The organism is Vibrio sp. D431a (assembly GCF_030248655.1).
GTDB lineage: Bacteria > Pseudomonadota > Gammaproteobacteria > Enterobacterales > Vibrionaceae > Vibrio > Vibrio alginolyticus.
This window is the reverse complement of sequence record NZ_JAHGAP010000009.1, coordinates 363,733-382,557: the sequence shown is the minus strand read 5'-3', so window position 1 is coordinate 382,557 and position 18,825 is coordinate 363,733. Positions and strand designations below refer to the sequence as shown.

Sequence of the window (18,825 nt, the reverse complement as noted above, 5' to 3'; positions counted from 1 at the left end):
ATGATTGAACGCGGTAAATACCAATCGCTGACCATGGTCAACTGGAACGGCTTCTTTGCCCGTACGTTTGACATCGATGGTCTGGTCACCACGCTATCAGGTGGTAACGGTGCAGGTAAATCAACCACAATGGCGGCGTTCATCACCGCATTGATTCCTGACCAAACGCTGCTGCACTTCCGTAACACGACAGAAGCAGGCAGCAGCCAATCGTCTCGCGACAAAGGTCTGTACGGTAAGCTACAGCCGGGCGCGTGTTATGCGGCGCTTGACGTGGTTAACTCACGTAACCAACGCCTATTGTTCGCAGTAAAACTGCAGCAAGTTGCAGGTCGTGATAAGAAAGTAGATATCAAACCGTTTGTTATCCAAGGTCTTCCAAGCCATGTGAAACCAACAGATATCTTGGTTGAAAGCGTATCTGCGACTCAAGCTCGTGTACGTCAAATCAATGAAGTAAAAGAATCAATCGCAGAATTTGAAGGCGTTCAATTTAAAGCCTTCTCTTCTATCGTGGATTACCACGCACAAATGTTTGAATTCGGTGTGATTCCGAAGAAACTGCGTAACTCTGGTGACCGTTCTAAATTCTACCGCCTGATCGAAGCATCGCTTTACGGTGGTATCTCAAGTGCGATTACCCGTTCGCTACGTGACTACCTTCTGCCACAAAACGGCGGCGTGAAGAAAGCGTTCCAAGATATGGAATCGGCGCTGCGTGAAAACCGCATGACGCTAGAAGCGATCAAAACTACGCAAGCAGACCGTGACTTGTTCAAACACTTGATCACAGAGTCGACTAACTACGTGGCAGCGGACTATATGCGCCATGCTAACGAGCGTCGTAAAAAACTAGAACAGACATTGTCTTTGCGTTCAGAGTTATTTGGTTCTCGCGAGACCTTGATTGAGCAAAACAATCTGCTTAATCGCGTTCAAGAAGAGCTGGAACTGCTGATCGAATCAGAATCTTCTTTAGAGCAAGACTACCAAGCGGCTTCTGATCACTTGCAACTGGTGCAAAACGCGCTGCGTCAGCAAGAGAAGATCGAACGCTACCAAGAAGATCTTGAAGAGCTGAGCGAGCGTCTTGAAGAACAAATGATGGTAGTGGAAGAAGCGCAAGAACGCGTGATGATGGCTGAAGAGCAAGCTACCGTTGCAGAAGAAGAGGTGGATAGCCTTAAGACGCAACTTGCTGATTACCAGCAAGCTCTTGACGTTCAGCAAACTCGCGCCCTTCAATATCAACAAGCAGTTCAAGCGCTGGAGAAAGCGAAGCAGCTACTTGGCGATGACAGCCTAACGGCGGAATCGGCTCAAGCGCTTGTCTCTGAGCTTAAGAGCAAAGAATCAGAACACACCAATGCGTTGCTATCGGTTAAGCACAAACTGGACATGTCTTCTGCAGCGGCAGAGCAGTTTGAAACCGCGCTTAAACTGGTACAAAGCATCGTTGGTCAAGTTGAGCGCAAAGACGCGTCTGAACATGCGAAAACTGCAATCGCGAAAGCGCGTGAGTCACAACAAATCGCACAAAACGAACAGCAATGGCGAGCACAACACCGTGATCTCGAACGCAGCCTTAACCAGCAGCGTCAAGCACGTGAACTGGTTGCTGAATACAAAAAGCAATATCACGTTGAACTAACCGATGAGGTTACGTTTGAACAAGAACGTGAACGTCATGCGACGCAAATCGAATCACTAGAGATAGCTCAAGAAGAAGTTCGTGATCAGCGTGGTGAACAGCGCCGTCTAGAGCAAAACGCGGTGGCAGAAATCAGTAAGCTTGAAGCAATAGCACCAGCTTGGATCGCGGCGAACGATGCGCTAGAGAAACTGAGAGAGCAGAGCGGTGAAGAGCTTGAGGATCGCCATGCGGTAATGAACCACATGCAAGTTGTCCTTGAACAAGAAAGGGAGCTGTCTTTAGCTAAAGATAAGCTTGCTGAGCGCCGTAGCCAGCTAGACTCTGAGATTGAGCGTCTTGCTTCTCCTGGTGGTTCAAATGACCCTCGCCTGAAAGGTTTGGCAGATACGCTGGGCGGTGTATTGCTGTCTGAGATCTACGATGACATCACGATTGATGACGCGCCTTACTTCAGTGCGATGTACGGTCCGGCTCGTCACGCTATCGTTGTTTCTGACTTGTCAGGCATCGAAGAGAAACTGGTAGAGCTAGACGACTGTCCAGAAGACTTGTACATCATTGAAGGTGACATCGATGCCTTTGATGACAGCTCGTTCGATGCAGAAGAGTTAGAGGGCGCGGTTTGCGTTCGTATGAACGATCGCCAAATGCGTTACTCTCGCTTGCCTGAGATCCCATTGTTTGGCCGTGCGGCACGTGAGCAGCGTCTAGAGTTGCTGCGTAACGAACGAGAAGAAGTGGTAGAGAAACACGCAAAAGCGGCGTTTGATTCTCAGAAAATGCAGCGCTTGTACCAAGCGTTTAACCTATTTGTGTCTAACCACATTCAGGTTGCTTTTGACGCCGATCCAGAACAAGCACTGGCAACTATTCGTGATAAGCGTAACCAAATTGCTCGCGTGTTGGCGGATCTGGATGCGAAAGAGCAACAACAACGTTCTCAGCTTCAAACCAGCAAGCAAGCGTTGTCTTCTCTGGACAAGCTAGCGTCACACATGGTGCTTGTTGAAGATGAGTCATTGCAAGCGCGTTTTGATGAGCTAGAAGAGAAAATCGCTCAGCTTGCAGAGGCGAAGAACTTCTTAAGCAACCATGCAAAAGCCGTCGCGCAATTAGAGAATATTGCGTCTGCGCTTGATGCTGACCCAGAGCAATTCGACGCGCTAGAAGCAGAATACAAAGCGGCAGACGAACAGCTACAAGATCTTAAGAAGCAAATCTTTGCACTCTCAGATCTCGTTGAGCGTCGCCACTACTTCGCTTACTCAGATTCAGTAGACCTACTGAACAAGAGTAGCGAACTGAGCGAGCAGCTAAAAGCAAAACTGGTTCAAGCTGAACAAATGCGTACACGCTCTCGTGAAGAGTTGAAACAGTCGCAAGGCCAAATGAACCAATACAACCAAGTATTGGCGTCATTGAAGAGTTCACACCAAGCGAAACTGGAAACGGTTCAAGAGTTCAAACAAGAACTTCAAGAGTTTGGCGTGAACGCGGACGAAGGTGCTGAAGAACGTGCAATGCGTCGTCGTGATGAATTGCATGAGCGTCTACATACGTCTCGCAGCCGTAAGAGCGAATACGAGCGTACGATCACCTCTACTGAACTAGAGATGAAAGGCTTGGCAAAACGTCTGAAGAAAGTTCAGAAAGAATACGTTGAGCTGCGTACGTTCGTGGTTGCAGCGAAAGCTGGCTGGTGCTCTGTACTTCGTCTGGCGCGCGAGAACGATGTTGAACGTCGTCTACACAAGCGTGAACTGGCTTACATGTCAGCGGATGAACTGCGTTCGATGTCGGATAAATCACTGGGTGCGCTGCGTCTAGCGGTTGCGAACAATGACGACCTGCGTGATGCGCTGCGTCTATCAGAAGACAACGCTCGCCCAGAGCGTAAAGTTCTGTTCTATATTGCTGTATACCAACACCTTCGTGAGCGTATTCGTCAGGATATCATCCGTACTGATGACCCAGTTGAAGCAATCGAAGAGATGGAAGTCGAGCTGGCGCGTCTAACGGAAGAGCTAACGCAACGTGAAAACCGTCTAGCGATCAGCTCTGAGTCGGTAGCGAGCATTATCAAGAAGACGATTCAGCGTGAGCAAAACCGTATTCGTATGCTGAATCAAGGCTTGTCGAACATTTCGTTTGGTCAGGTGAAGGGCGTACGTCTAAACGTGAAGATCCGCGAAAGTCACGAAGTGCTACTGAACGGTCTAGCGACACAACAAGAGCAGCACAAAGACCTGTTTGAATCGACTCGCTTTACTTTCTCCGAAGCAATGGCGAAGCTGTTCCAACGTGTGAACCCACATATCGATATGGGTCAACGTTCTCCTCAGGTTTTGGGTGAAGAGCTACTGGATTACCGTAACTACCTAGAGCTAAGTGTAGAAGTGAACCGTGGTACAGATGGTTGGCTACAGGCTGAGTCTGGCGCGCTATCAACAGGTGAGGCGATCGGTACTGGTCAGTCAATCCTACTGATGGTTGTTCAAAGCTGGGAAGAAGAATCACGCCGCCTGCGCAGTAAAGACATTGTGCCTTGTCGTCTGCTGTTCTTAGATGAAGCAGCGCGTCTGGATGCGAAATCGATCGCGACATTGTTCGAATTGTGTGACCGTCTGGATATGCAGCTTCTTATCGCGGCACCAGAAAACATCAGCCCAGAGAAAGGTACGACCTACAAACTGGTGCGTAAGGTGTTTAAAGACCACGAACACGTACACGTAGTGGGTCTGCGCGGTTTTGGTCAAACGGATAAGCCTAAGACCGAAGCACAAGAGATGATTGAAGAGTTTGAATCGTAAACTTCGAATCTAACAAAACGCCCGCAATGAACGCGGGCGTTTTTGTATCTGTTTACGAGGCAGGCTTCGAAATACATAAGATAAGCCGAGACTGTAGGACGGCAGTCTCGGCTTATTAACGGAACTTAATGAGGAAGCGACGTTTATTCCTCTGGAATATCGTCCCTGACTTCGATCATTTCAGCAAGCTCTTCAAGTGCTTGGACAGAAAGCTCAGACAAGCGTTGTAGGTGTTGGTCTAAGCTCTCTTGTTCTTCAAGCTCTGGTTCATCATTATTTGTTTCTTTTATTAGCATTTCCCAACCTCTCAAGTTGAGTAAGGGGAGCTCTCATCATACTCAAAAGGCAAAGTAGAAAAGAAACGATCTATGTTGATTTTGTTAGCTCGATCATTGATTCAACTTATATGAGAAGGATGTGTTTAATAAGGAGAGCAAGTGCAAGGTTTTTGGATGCGGGAACAAAAACGCCAGTAATCATGACAATTACTGGCGAGTAATAACGAACATTAGGTCGGAGGGTTAGAACAACGGCTTCACACCGAACTGCTCTGCTGCGTAAGCGACGCGTTCAATCGGTTTTGGATACTCAGCAGGTGTGCCAAGGCTCTCTATGTGTTTCAAACGAGGAAGCAAGCCTGCACCATTAGCGATTTGGATTGCCAGACCAGGGCGAGCGTTAAGCTCTAAAACCATAGGTCCTTCATCTTTATCCAGCACCATATCCGTACCCATGTATCCCAAACCTGTCATTTCCCAGGCACTTGACGCAAGCTCCAGCAAGCGCTCCCAATGCGGTACTTGAAGGGTCGAAAGGTCTTTACCTGTATCAGGGTGATGAGTCACTGGATGATCGAACTGCACCGCTCTGACGGCTTTACCTGTCGCGATGTCAATGCCTACTCCTACGGCACCTTGGTGAAGGTTTGCTTTGCCGTCGGAAGCCGCTGTAGAACAGCGCATCATCGCCATAACTGGATAACCTTTAAATACGATGATCCGAACATCTGGTACGCCTTCATAACTGAAGCCATCAAAACAGTCATCAAACTTGATTAAGTTTTCAACCACAGCAACGTCATTTTTACCACCAAGAGAGAAAAGGCCAGCAAGCGCATTACTAATGTGACGCTCGACCTCATCCCTACCAATTGTAGAGCCGGAGGGTTTGGTATATACCCCGTTTTTGTGAGACGTAACAACCAGAATGCCTTTACCGCCACTACCTTGTGCAGGTTTGATTACAAAACCAGGCCAGTTCTCAACCATTTTGTGGATAGTCTTAACTTCAGCTTGGTTATGAATGACACCGATCAGGGCAGGAACTGTTGCTCCTGCTGCCTGTGCAATAATTTTGGTCTTTAGCTTGTCATCGACAAGTGGGTATTTAGAACGATCATTGTAACGGCCAATATAGCTGTGGTTACGCTTGTTCATCCCCATAATGCCTTTATGGCGAAGCTTAGACGGCGAAGTAAAACTTTCGAACATCGTTTAGTCCTCCGCTAGTGGTTTGAAGCGTCGTAGCTCAGTGAGGCGGTAACCTGTGTAAGTACCTAGTAATAGAATACCGGCCAGAACAATCAACTGTAGACCAATGAAGTTAAAGGTTAAGTGTTGAATGTATGAGTTCGTCATTGCAAGGTAAACTAATACCGCTGTCAGCAATGAACCACCACCTTGCAGAGCAACTTCCTTCGCACCTTCTTCTTCCCATAGGATTGACATACGTTCAATCGTCCAAGACAAGATTATCATAGGGAAGAAGGTAATTGTTAGGCCTTCCGTTAAGCCCATCTTAAACGCAACAACGGTGAACACCGAGATGATCATGATAACGGTAATAATGACCGCAGATATCCTTGCTACCAGCAATAAGTTCAACCTAGACAAATAGCTTCGAATAATCAGGCCTGTACCTACAATTAGCAAGAAACCGACAATACCCGTTAATAGTTGAGTTTGAACAAAAGCAACGGCAATCAACACAGGCATGAAGGTACCGGATGTTTTCAGGCCGATAATCACACGCAAGAACACAACGATCAGAGCACCAATAGGGATGAGCATGATGGTTTTGAACATCGCTTGCTCTTCCAAAGGTAAGCTATGAATTGAAATATTCAGTAATCCATCTGCTTCTATTTTGTTGTTTGTAGCTTGTTGTGGTGTCATTTCTTGCTTAATCATCGAGAAATGCACTTGGCTATTTTTACCACCAACAAGGTCAAGTAAGGATACGTTTGATTCATCCCACACTAACAAGTTGGGTTTCACTGCTTTTTGTTCGGATTTTGGCGAAAACAGTACCCAATCTTTACCTGACCAAACCTGAACCATTGGTTGAATTGTTTGGCGTCGACGACCATCTTCTAGTTCGATAACACCGACGGTTTTGCTTTGTATACCTGCGGTAAGCAAAATATTATGCAGTGCATCAGTACGGCTGAAATCGTTCAGTAGTAGCGACGAGTTTTGGCTATCTGGGTCATTAAGCGCTTTGATAAGCTCACGAGTAAACGTCACATTATCGGCTGAGCGACTCATCGCACGTTCGATAAGGGCATTTGCCGCTGCTGCTTGTGGTGCTGATAGCGTTGGTGGCGTAATGTCTTCCGTTGGCGGTAAAGGAGTGACTTTAGCCTGAGGGTCTACTAAGAACTGGGCTTTGTAGTATATGGTTTGTGGCCCTTGAGCTTGGCGAATTGACCATTCTGCACGACGGCCTGAATCGTCATTGATGTAGGAAACGCCATAACCTGATGAGGAAGCAGATTCACCGATAAGTGTGTAACCACTTTGTGTATGAGGTGCTGCAAGTGACGCTTTTACTTCGTTGCCGTTAGCATTGAACTCAATACGAGCTTCTACATCCCATACCTGGCGAGTTTCGCCTGGCGTCCAAGGCACGCCGTAGTTTTCATGTCTGAAAACACTCAGAGCAATGCCCGCAATCACCAATAAGATGATAGAAAGGTAAAACGGTATTTTTGACGTCATAATCTACCTTATTATTTTTTATCTTCGTCCGTTTGGATATAGGTACGACTTACATCGACAAGTGCTATGTCGCGCATAAATTCTCTACCCAGTAAAATAGGATGGTTCATATGTGAGCGATCTGCCAACGTAAATTGCGCTTTTTCATGAATTTTTCCAACGCGCACCCAAAGTTCTACCACAGCGCGGCGTTCTAACTCTTCACTGGTAACCTGGCGGATTTTGACGTAGCGAATGACAGGAGCTTCGATCCAAGTACTTTTCTCTTCTTCGGATTTACTGGTGTCTGCTAAGTGGAATCGGACCCATTTTTTACCATTTCTTTCGAACTCTTCAATATCAACGGCATTTAAAGACGACGTCGCGGCACCAGTGTCGATACGTGCATCAAAAGTTTGCTTAATCGACTCTACCGTGACCTTTTCGATAGAGCCAAGGACAATATCGTGAGTTGGGGTTGGTTCCACAGGAGCGGGAGATTGGACAATAATCGGCTCTTTCGGTTTTTTTACTTCTGCCATTGCTTCATCGCGAAATGTAAGAAGTTCAACCTGTAGTTTATCGACTTGTTCTTCAAGGCTGTCGATATAGTCCGATTGGTTGCTGAGCTGTAGCTCTAGGTTGGTAATGCGATTATTGACATTCGCTTCTGAATTTTGAATCGCCGCTAACGTTTCTTGGTGGTACTGTTCGCCTTTGGTTAGTGAGCATCCAGATAGTAAGGCGATGGCAACAATCGGGGTCAATCGTAATAACATTGAAAACCTTGGGATTGGATTAAGTTGTTTATTTTTTAGGAGTTTAGCTTATATCGATAAAGCCTCACAAGTAAGAATGTTTCTCTATTACTTATTGTTTGAGGAATAGTGATGAAAAGCCAAAAATCAAGGACATAAAAGCGCATCCTTATTTAGAGCGTGCTTATATTTTGACGTGAAAAATGGATTCAAAAAACAAACTCGCTCATTACGAGGAAAGAGGGTAATGTCTTAACTCGTAAAATGAGTTAAGACAATGTCAGGAATCTCAGCGAATTATGATTTGCGAGCGACAAGAACCGCGCGGCGAGGGGCAGGATAGCCTTCTACAGTTTTGCTTGGGTCGTTCGGATCTAAGTAGTCAGGTAGAGAGTTATGCGTCATCCAATCTGTGGTACGTTGTTCGTCTACGGACGTGATGTTTTCATCAACGATACGAACATCTTCAAAACCGACCAATTCTAGCCACACTTTTAGGGCTTTTGCTGAAGGGAAGAAATAGACATTACGCATTTGCGCGTAACGAGAAGTCGGGACCAGTACTGCATTCTCATCACCTTCAATCACGAGTGTTTCCAATACGAGTTCACCACCAGATACCAATTGATCTTTTAGTTGCACTAAATGATCGAGAGGCGAGCGGCGATGGTAAAGCACGCCCATGCTGAATACCGTATCGAACGCTTCTAACTTAGGTAGTTGTTCAATGCCCAATGGCAGTAGGTGTGCACGTTGGTCATCGCCCATTAGTTTACGAATTGCTTCGAACTGAATCAGGAACAGGTGAGATGGATCGATACCGACAGTTAAGCGTGCACCTTCGCCTAGCATGCGCCACATGTGGTAGCCGTTACCACAACCTACATCGAGTACGCTGCGATTCTTTAATGGTGAAATATGCGGAAGCACGCGGTCCCATTTCCAATCACTGCGCCACTCAGTATCAATATGGATGCCGTGTACGTGGTATGGGCCTTTGCGCCAAGGATGGAATGTACGAAGTAAGCTTTCTAGCTTTTTAAGTTCCCCTTGAGGCATCGGCTCATTGTTTGAAATCGTGACAGAATCAACAATGTCGATGTTGTCCGGTCTACCCGCTGGGATTTTGTTCAGGGCTTTCAACCAGCGACCAAAGTCACCGTGCTCTGCATTTTGCCAATCCGTTAGCTGTTGCGGAAGCACATTAAGCCAAGGTTGAAGACGAGTGTCTTGGGCAATCAATTGGTAGAAATTTGCAAAGTTAAACATAGTTAGTTAATCGCTGAGTTGATGGGTATAAATTATTAACAAAAGCCGAAATCGGTATAGTTCAGGCTTTGTATGCATGGTCTATTTAATCGCGAACATGGAGCCGAAGTTAAAGCATTGGAACCAAACATCGTAGCTAGAAAAGCCAATTTTAGCGAAACGCTCTTTATGTTCTTTCTTTGAATCTGGGCGCATTACGTTTTCTATCGCGCTGCGCTTTTGGCTGATTTCTAGTTCGCTATAACCATTCGCACGTTTAAAGTCGTGGTGAAGGTCAATTAACAGTTCGTTCGACACTTCATCTTCGAAGACGAATTTCTCAGATAGAATCAAAATGCCGCCCGGACGAAGGCCTGCGTAAATTTTTTCGAGCAAGGAGTAACGATCTTCTGGAGAGAGGAATTGCAAAGTGAAGTTCAACACCACCACTGACGCGTTTTCAATTTCGATATTGCGAATGTCTGCTTCTACTACATCCACAGGAGTGTCACTGCGGTAAGCGTTGACGTGAAGTTTACAACGCTCAACCATCGCAGGAGAGTTGTCCACTGCGATGATTTGGCAGCCTTCTTGTTTGATATGGCGACGCATAGACAATGTTGCAGCACCCAAAGAACAGCCAAGGTCATAGATGTTTGAGTGAGGTTTTACAAAACGCTCTGCCAGCATACCGATTGCAGAAATGATATTGCTGTAACCCGGTACCGATCGTTGAATCATGTCAGGAAATACTTCCGCTACGCGTTCATCGAACGTGAAATCCCCAATTTTATCGATTGGAGCCGAAAAAATAGTATCTGGAATGCTCTTAGGGTTCATAACTAAGTCTCTGCATACAAGCTGCCTGAAAATGTCAGGCACCAAAAAAGGCGCGTATTTTATGGGAATTTCGCGCCTCTGTCATGTGTTGCGTTAGAACATCTGTAACTGCGAGTTGCCATCGTCAGCAGGGAAAGGTGCTAACTCAGGGAGCATGATACGCTTTTGTATGTCTTTATATAGGTTTGCGGCCAACTCTGGCGCAATTATATTGTCTGCGGTATGGATCATGATATATGGCTGTTTACCTTCGGCAATCCATTGTGGCAACTTGTTGAGCCATGGTTTAAAAAACTCGTAATTTTGCTGTTCTTCTGGATGACCAATAAAGCGAATCAAAGGGTGTGAAGCGGTAGCAATGGCGTGAACAGGTACTCGTGGTTTTTTCATTTGCGCATCAATAATCGCCTCATTGTCGGGCTTAGCGGCAAAGACTGGGCGGCTATCCATAATAATGCGGTCAATATTATTCTCTACTAACCATTGGTTAAGTGCTCGCTCTTCTTCGCCTTTGGAGAAAAATGCCATATGGCGAACCTCAACACCGAGAGGGAAGTTAGGTGGAAAGCTCGCACAGAACTTTTTCAGTCGATAAAGGTGCTCAGGACCAAATGCGGCTGGTAATTGAATTGTCCATTGGCCCACACGGTCATGCAAAGGCTCCATGACTTTCATGAAGTCTCTCAGTTGTTCGCTGCAACCTCTTAGCATTTGCTCATGAGTGATGGCTTTAGGAAGTTTGAAAGTAAAGCGAAAATCATCGTGGGTTGCGGCTCTCCAGTTTTGCACTGTATTGAGCGTCGGTGTGGCATAAAATGTTGTGTTGCCTTCCACGGTATGAAACACTTGCGCATACCTTTCTAAACGTTCAGCGGGCTTTGTCCCGCTGCCGTAAAAACTTTGTTGCCATTGATTGTGCGACCACATCGTCAATCCAAGTCGAAGAGGTAAGTTATCCATTATTCTTTACTGCTTGCTACTCGTGTGAATACTTTACGAGAGTTTTGCTGAAATAGGTAATTTCACGCTATAATCCTCCCCAATTTTTTCGCTTTGGTGCGCTTTTGAACATTTGTTGTACTAAAAAGCACCAGTGAATGATAAAACACACGTAATTGTATGTTGAGTAGTCGATTTTCGTGGACATTCAGCGTATAACTGAATCTTTACTCTGCTTAGCAATGAGGCTGACAGAGCGTAGTTAACAACATTTGAGAGATTGGGAATTTCATTATGCGTACCCATTACTGTGGTCACCTGAACAAGTCCCTTGCAGGACAAACTGTAGAACTTTGCGGCTGGGTTAACCGTCGTCGTGATTTAGGCGGTCTTATTTTTATTGATATGCGAGATCGCGAAGGTATCGTTCAGGTAGTTGTTGATCCAGATATGGCGGATGCGTATGAAGTGGCGAACACACTTCGTAATGAATTCTGTATCAAACTAACGGGTGAAGTGCGCGTTCGCCCAGAGAGCCAAGCAAACAAAGACATGGCAACAGGTGAAGTTGAGATCCTTGCGAAAGGTCTTGAAATCATCAACCGTTCTGATGTTCTGCCTCTAGACTTCAACCAAAAGAACTCTGAAGAGCAGCGCCTGAAGTACCGTTACCTAGATCTACGTCGTCCTGAAATGAGCGACCGCATCAAGCTACGTGCTAAAGCGTCTAGCTTTGTTCGTCGTTTCCTAGATGACAACGGCTTCCTAGACATCGAAACACCAGTCCTAACAAAAGCGACTCCAGAAGGCGCTCGTGACTACCTAGTACCTAGCCGTGTTCACAAAGGCAGCTTCTACGCGCTTCCTCAGTCTCCACAGCTATTCAAACAACTTCTAATGATGTCTGGTTTTGACCGTTACTACCAAATCGTTAAGTGTTTCCGTGATGAAGACTTGCGTGCTGACCGTCAACCAGAATTCACTCAGATCGATATCGAAACGTCATTCATGACGGCTGACCAAGTTCGTGCAACGACTGAGAAAATGGTTCGTGAAATGTGGCAAGAGCTACTAAATGTTGACCTAGGTGAATTCCCAGTAATGCCGTTCAGCGAAGCGATTCGTCGTTTCGGTTCGGACAAGCCAGACCTACGTAACCCACTGGAACTAGTAGACGTTGCTGACCTAGTGAAAGATGTTGAGTTCAAAGTATTCTCAGGTCCAGCAAACGACGAAAAAGGCCGCGTTGCCGTTATTCGCGTTCCAGGTGGTGCATCTTTGACTCGTAAGCAAATTGATGGCTACGGTGAATTCGTTGGCATCTACGGTGCGAAAGGTCTAGCTTGGATGAAGGTTAACGACCGTGCAGCGGGCATGGAAGGTATCCAATCTCCAGTCGCTAAGTTCCTAAATGAAGACGTGATCAACGGTATTCTAGATCGTACTCAAGCGGAATCTGGTGACATTATCCTATTTGGCGCTGATAAAGCGGGCATCGTTGCAGAAGCAATGGGTGCGCTACGTTTGAAACTAGGTAAAGACCTAGAGCTAACGGATGAGTCTGCATGGGCTCCACTATGGGTTGTTGACTTCCCAATGTTCGAAGAAGATGACGAAGGCAACCTACACGCGATGCACCACCCATTCACATCGCCTCTAGGTGTGACTGCAGAAGAGCTAAAAGCAAACCCTGCTGCGGCAAATTCTAACGCTTACGATATGGTTCTAAATGGCTACGAAGTGGGCGGCGGCTCTGTTCGTATCCACAACGCAGATATGCAAGAAGCCGTATTTGATATTCTAGGTATCACACCTGAAGAGCAACAGCTTAAGTTCGGCTTCCTGCTTGATGCGCTGAAATTCGGTACGCCTCCACATGCTGGTCTTGCATTTGGTCTAGACCGTCTAGTAATGCTGCTATGTGGTACAGAGAACATCCGTGATGTTATCGCGTTCCCTAAAACAACAGCAGCTGCGTGTCTACTAACAGACGCACCAAGTATTGCGAACCCAGCAGCGCTAGAAGAGCTAGCCATCGCAGTAACTGCAGCGAAAGAAAAAGACGCAGAATAAGCGCACAACATTTGAAGAAAACTCCCGCAACTGCGGGAGTTTTTGTTTAAATAAACCCAAGAAACTTCCAAAGCAATTTCCCAAGCAACGCTTTTAGAACATGTTTTGTTATTAAGCGTCAAAATACATTAAAAGGTGAATTATGGCTGGTCATAGTAAATGGGCGAATATTCGTCACCGTAAAGCAGCGCAAGATGCGAAGCGCGGCAAAATCTTTACTAAATTAATCCGTGAAATCGTTGTTGCGGCAAAAGAGGGGGGCGGTGAGCCAGAAAATAACCCACGTTTGCGAGCCGCAATTGATAAAGCACTGTCTAACAACATGACACGTGACACTGTCAATCGCGCTGTCAGCCGAGGTGCTGGTGGTGAAGGCGACGACAACATGGAAACCGTGATCTATGAAGGTTATGGTCCAGGTGGTACGGCGGTCATGGTCGAATGTATGACGGATAACCGAAATCGTACGGTATCTGGCGTACGCCATGCATTCTCAAAGTCAGGCGGTAATCTGGGGACGGATGGTAGCGTCAACTATCTTTTCGACAAGAAAGGCGTGATTTCATATGGCCCAGGTTTAGATGAGGATGCGGTAATGGAAGTAGCATTAGAAAGTGGTGCTGATGACATTGAAACGGCAGAAGATGGCTCGATTGATGTCTACACGGCCCCAGGCGATTTTGGACTCGTAAAAGATGCTCTTGATGCCGCAGGGTTTGAGGCAGAGAACGCTGAGGTGTCTCTGATCCCATCTACGAAAGCAGATTTGGACGCGGACACTGCGCCAAAACTACTTCGTTTGATTGACGCTTTGGAAGATCTGGACGACGTTCAAGAGGTTTATCACAATGGTGATATCTCTGACGACGTTGCTGCTACGCTAGATTAAACTCAAGGTGTCGGGAGCGGTATTTGCTCCGAAGTTAGCAAGTAATAATAAAAAGACTGAGGCCGAATTAGGCCTCATTTTTAGGAACATTCATGTCAATTATTTTGGGCATTGACCCAGGTTCGCGCATTACCGGCTATGGGGTCATTCGTCAAAATGGACGCCACTTGCAATACCTTGGTAGTGGCTGCATTCGTACTTCAGAAAAAGAACTTCCGGGTCGGCTTAAACAGATTTATGCAGGCGTCACGGAAATCATTACCCAGTTTCAACCGGACGTTTTCGCGATCGAGCAAGTGTTTATGGCCAAAAACGCGGATTCAGCGCTAAAACTTGGCCAAGCTCGTGGCAGTGCAATTGTTGCTGCGGTGAATGCGGAGTTGCCGGTATTTGAATACGCGGCTCGTCTTATTAAGCAAGCTGTCGTCGGCACTGGTGGCGCGGACAAAGCGCAAGTTCAGCATATGGTTCAGCAGATGCTTAAATTGCCCGCCAAGCCTCAAGCGGATGCAGCCGATGCTTTAGGTGTGGCGATTTGTCATGCCAATACTAACAAGACTCTCGTTGCGTTAGCGGGCAAAGCAACCAGTGCCAGAAAAGGGCGCTACCGTTAAAATTAACTGGATGTCTATCCAGTTCTTTATTATCCTGTCGCAAATTCATTTCCAAAGAGTATTTATAGTGATTGGACGTCTTCGTGGCATACTGATTGAAAAGCAACCACCTGAAGTATTAATTGAAGTTAATGGCATTGGCTATGAAGTCCAGATGCCAATGAGCTGTTTTTACGAACTGCCAAATGTTGGCGAAGAAGCCATTATTTATACTCACTTTGTTGTCCGTGAAGATGCGCAATTGCTATACGGTTTCAACACGGTAAAAGAACGAGCACTTTTCCGTGAAGTGATCAAAGCCAATGGCGTTGGTCCTAAACTCGGTCTTGGTATTCTCTCTGGTATGACAGCAACGCAATTTGTTACTTGTGTGGAACATGAAGACGTTTCTACGCTGGTTAAGCTTCCAGGCGTTGGCAAGAAAACCGCAGAGAGATTGGTTGTTGAAATGAAAGACCGCTTGAAAGGGTGGGGCGCTGGCGATCTATTTACACCATTTACGGATGCTGCTCCTGCGGATTCTAGTGCGACATCCAACAACGCGGAAGAAGAAGCAATCAGTGCGCTTCTAGCTCTAGGTTACAAGCCGACTCAAGCGTCGAAAGTGGTATCTCAGATCGCTAAACCGGACATGAGCAGTGAGCAAATGATCCGTGAAGCTCTAAAATCAATGGTGTAACGCTGGTTGCACAGTGAACATTTGTTCAAGATAACTCATTCTCTAAGGTTAATGCCAATCGCTTAACGATGTTTTTTGTGTCATTCCAGCGAGCCTGGCGAGACTGGGAATCTAATAGCAGCACGCTGAGCGGTTAATGAAACAATTTGACCATAAATCGCTCGGATAGAAGATCCTGTATCACGCTCCTTCGTCGCTGTACAGGATGACGAGATATAGAAATATGCCACTTGCTGTTAAACGAGCGGCATTATTCTCTCAGGTAACCATTTTTCAAGGTAAAAAGATGATTGAAGCCGATCGTTTAATCGCGCCAGAAAACCCTGCCTTTCGTGATGAAGATGTCATTGATCGTGCTATTCGGCCAAAAAAATTAGCGGATTACCAAGGTCAGGACCATGTCCGTGACCAAATGGAGATCTTCATTAAAGCTGCTCAGTTACGTAGCGAAGCACTTGATCACCTTTTGATTTTTGGTCCCCCAGGTTTGGGTAAAACCACACTTGCGAACATCGTTGCCAATGAAATGGAAGTGAACATTCGCACTACTTCAGGCCCTGTACTTGAGAAAGCAGGCGATTTGGCCGCGCTGTTAACCAACCTCGAAGAAAACGATGTGTTGTTCATCGATGAGATTCACCGCTTGAGCCCGATGGTTGAAGAGGTGCTGTATCCGGCGATGGAAGATTATCAACTGGATATTATGATCGGTGAAGGTCCGGCCGCTCGTTCTATTAAGATCGATTTACCACCATTTACGTTAATTGGTGCGACGACCCGAGCGGGCTCTTTAACGTCACCATTGCGCGACCGCTTTGGTATTACTCAGCGCCTTGAGTTTTATAAGATAAAAGACCTCCAAGATATCGTGCAGCGAAGCGCGGATTGTTTAGGTTTATCAATGGAACCTGAAGGTGCATTGGAAGTGGCAAGACGTGCGCGTGGCACACCACGTATTGCTAACCGTTTGCTACGTCGTGTTCGTGATTATGCGGAAGTAAAAGGCAATGGTCACATTTGTGCCGATGTTGCCGATAAGGCGTTGAATATGCTTGATGTGGACGCCGAAGGCTTCGATTACATGGACCGTAAGCTACTACTCGCGATTATGGAAAAATTTGGTGGTGGTCCGGTCGGGCTCGACAACATGGCAGCGGCGATAGGTGAAGAAAAGGACACTATTGAAGACGTTCTTGAACCTTATCTTATTCAGCAAGGTTATTTACAACGCACTCCGCGTGGAAGAATCGCGACAGATCGTGCGTATTTGCATTTCGGAATTGAAAAATAAGATTCCCTCGCTGGGCCGTTGTTGCCCAGCGCTTCATTAAAGTTGACCAAACTCACATTTTTTGAATTTTTTCTCATACTGGTTTAGTAAGTAAAAAGCATTGATTGTTAACTCGATGTTTGCTTGCAACTGGTTAATTTCTCTCCTGATTACTCTCTCTTAACATCCGTATCCAATACTGGTTGATCTAGATCAATGTGATGGATTTTTGTGCAAATTCCGCGCATAAACATTGATGTATATCAAAGCGCGTTACGGCTATAAACCTTTTGAAACAATCTGTTTTTACAAGTAATATTAGCCCCAGCTATATTAGCTGATGCTTAACAATTAACTAACCAATGAAGCACATTTTTGCAACAATGAGTTGTGATAATTCAACATTTTTCAAGTGTAAATAACACCTGAATATGGATTGCAATATGTAGAGAGTGTCATTCAGCCGACACATAGGAGTTACCATGATTGACGTAGTTGATCTATCGCGGTTGCAGTTTGCACTGACAGCGATGTATCACTTCCTATTCGTACCATTGACCCTTGGTATGGCCTTCCTTCTGGCCATTATGGAATCGATGTACGTAATGACGAACAAGCAAATCTATAAGGACATGACCAAGTTCTGGGGTAAGCTATTCGGTATTAACTTTGCACTTGGTGTGGCGACAGGCCTTACCATGGAGTTCCAGTTTGGTACGAACTGGTCTTACTACTCCCACTATGTAGGTGATATCTTCGGTGCACCGCTAGCGATCGAAGCACTTGTCGCATTCTTCCTGGAGTCAACTTTTGTTGGTCTATTCTTCTTCGGGTGGGATCGTCTATCTAAACGCCAACACTTAGCGGTTACCTGGCTTGTGGCACTAGGCTCTAACTTCTCTGCTCTTTGGATTCTTATCGCAAACGGCTGGATGCAAAACCCAGTAGGCGCAGATTTCAACTTCGAAACCATGCGAATGGAAATGGTGAGCTTCTCTGAGGTTGTACTAAACCCAGTTGCTCAGGTTAAGTTCGTGCATACGGTTGCTTCTGGTTACACTTGTGGCGCAATGTTTATTCTAGGCATCAGTTCATACTACCTATTAAAAGGTCGTGACATTGCGTTTGCTCGTCGTTCGTTTGCTATTGCTGCTTCTTTCGGTATTGCAGCTATCTTATCTACCATCGTTCTTGGTGACGAATCTGGCTACGAGCTTGGTGAAGTTCAAAAAGTGAAACTCGCTGCAATTGAAGCAGAGTGGCACACTGAACCTGCACCTGCCGCATTTACGTTATTTGGTGTTCCTAACCAGGAAACGATGCATACCGATTACGCAATTAAGATCCCTTACGTAATGGGTATTATCGCGACACGCTCTTTTGATGAGCAAGTAACAGGTCTTCGTGATTTACGTGATGAACACGTCGATCGTATTCGTGACGGCATGTACGCTTATGAACTTCTAGAGAAGCTTCGTGCGGGCGACAAGTCAGAAGAAAACATGACTGCGTTTGATGAAGTGAAAGGTGACCTAGGTTACGGTCTACTTCTAAAGCGCTACACAGACAATGTTGTTGATGCAACAGAAGAGCAAATCCAAGCTGCTGCGGACGACTCAATCCCAACAGTATGGCCGCTATTCTGGTCATTCCGTATCATGGTTGCTTGTGGCTTCATCATGTTGTTTGTCTTTGGTGCGGCGTTTATCCAAACGTGTCGTCAGAAGATTGAACAGAAACAATGGATTCTAAAAGCTGCACTATTTAGCATTCCACTACCTTGGATTGCAATTGAAGCGGGTTGGTTCGTCGCTGAGTACGGCCGTCAGCCTTGGGCTGTAGGTGAAATTCTACCAGTGCATGTTGCAGCTTCTGCGCTAACTGCAGGTGAAATCTGGACTTCACTCTTCGCAATTCTGGCGCTATACACGGTATTCCTGATTGCAGAAGTTTACCTAATGTTGAAATTCGCTCGTAAAGGCCCAAGTAGCCTGAAAACGGGTCGCTACCACTTCGAGCAAAATGCTGACTCTGTTGAAGACAAAGTTAGTCGCCAAGTAGAAGCGTAAGGTA

Annotated in this window: 14 protein-coding genes; 7 read left to right on the top strand and 7 right to left on the bottom strand. The window is 46.1% G+C overall.

The genetic code is table 11. The annotated features are described in order from the left end of the window. Entirely contained in the window at positions 1–4,464 is a 4,464-nt protein-coding gene (mukB, locus tag KJB35_RS07980; protein WP_064369083.1) for a chromosome partition protein MukB, read from the top strand. Between the two features lie 143 nt (positions 4,465–4,607). Here mukB and KJB35_RS07975 read toward each other — a convergent pair whose 3' ends face one another. The 7 genes from KJB35_RS07975 to KJB35_RS07945 form a co-directional block, all read right to left on the bottom strand. Further along, positions 4,608–4,760, bottom strand: a complete 153-nt coding sequence (locus KJB35_RS07975; RefSeq protein WP_005378381.1) for a hypothetical protein — start codon at positions 4,758–4,760, stop codon at positions 4,608–4,610. Between the two features lie 225 nt (positions 4,761–4,985). After that, positions 4,986–5,954: an alpha-L-glutamate ligase-like protein gene (locus tag KJB35_RS07970; protein ID WP_005378387.1), complete on the bottom strand. Its 969-nt coding sequence runs from the start codon at positions 5,952–5,954 to the stop codon at positions 4,986–4,988. A 3-nt stretch (positions 5,955–5,957) separates the two neighbouring features. Further along, complete coding sequence (locus tag KJB35_RS07965; protein WP_005378389.1) at positions 5,958–7,463, bottom strand: inactive transglutaminase family protein; 1,506 nt, start codon at positions 7,461–7,463, stop codon at positions 5,958–5,960. A gap of 11 nt (positions 7,464–7,474) precedes the next feature. Continuing rightward, entirely contained in the window at positions 7,475–8,221 is a 747-nt protein-coding gene (locus KJB35_RS07960) for an ATP-dependent zinc protease (protein WP_005378391.1), read from the bottom strand. Between the two features lie 276 nt (positions 8,222–8,497). Beyond that, positions 8,498–9,469: a tRNA 5-methoxyuridine(34)/uridine 5-oxyacetic acid(34) synthase CmoB gene (gene cmoB, locus KJB35_RS07955; RefSeq protein WP_005387902.1), complete on the bottom strand. Its 972-nt coding sequence runs from the start codon at positions 9,467–9,469 to the stop codon at positions 8,498–8,500. Between the two features lie 81 nt (positions 9,470–9,550). Continuing rightward, positions 9,551–10,288 carry a carboxy-S-adenosyl-L-methionine synthase CmoA gene (gene cmoA, locus KJB35_RS07950; protein WP_136976027.1) on the bottom strand — a complete coding sequence of 246 codons (738 nt, stop codon included), beginning with the start codon at positions 10,286–10,288 and terminating at the stop codon, positions 9,551–9,553. 93 nt (positions 10,289–10,381) lie between these two features. After that, entirely contained in the window at positions 10,382–11,248 is an 867-nt protein-coding gene (locus KJB35_RS07945; protein WP_170960341.1) for a DUF72 domain-containing protein, read from the bottom strand. Positions 11,249–11,521: 273 nt separating this feature from the next. On the opposite strand from KJB35_RS07945, the gene aspS reads away from it, so the two are divergent. The 6 genes from aspS (at position 11,522) to cydA (ending at position 18,821) form a co-directional block, all read left to right on the top strand. Further along, complete coding sequence (gene aspS, locus KJB35_RS07940) at positions 11,522–13,300, top strand: aspartate--tRNA ligase (protein WP_005378401.1); 1,779 nt, start codon at positions 11,522–11,524, stop codon at positions 13,298–13,300. A gap of 142 nt (positions 13,301–13,442) precedes the next feature. Beyond that, on the top strand, positions 13,443–14,189 hold the full coding sequence (locus tag KJB35_RS07935; RefSeq protein ID WP_005378402.1) for a YebC/PmpR family DNA-binding transcriptional regulator: 747 nt from the start codon (positions 13,443–13,445) through the stop codon (positions 14,187–14,189). Between the two features lie 92 nt (positions 14,190–14,281). Beyond that, the gene (ruvC, locus tag KJB35_RS07930; protein WP_005387909.1) at positions 14,282–14,803 is read left to right on the top strand and encodes a crossover junction endodeoxyribonuclease RuvC; all 522 of its coding nucleotides are present in this window, start codon (positions 14,282–14,284) and stop codon (positions 14,801–14,803) included. Positions 14,804–14,870: 67 nt separating this feature from the next. Further along, positions 14,871–15,482 carry a Holliday junction branch migration protein RuvA gene (ruvA, locus tag KJB35_RS07925; protein ID WP_017820041.1) on the top strand — a complete coding sequence of 204 codons (612 nt, stop codon included), beginning with the start codon at positions 14,871–14,873 and terminating at the stop codon, positions 15,480–15,482. Between the two features lie 286 nt (positions 15,483–15,768). Further along, positions 15,769–16,773 (top strand): Holliday junction branch migration DNA helicase RuvB, encoded by a 1,005-nt coding sequence (gene ruvB, locus KJB35_RS07920; protein ID WP_005378312.1) that lies wholly within the window; start codon positions 15,769–15,771, stop codon positions 16,771–16,773. A gap of 461 nt (positions 16,774–17,234) precedes the next feature. Further along, positions 17,235–18,821, top strand: a complete 1,587-nt coding sequence (gene cydA, locus KJB35_RS07915) for a cytochrome ubiquinol oxidase subunit I (protein WP_005378311.1) — start codon at positions 17,235–17,237, stop codon at positions 18,819–18,821. Positions 18,822–18,825: the final 4 nt, after the last annotated feature.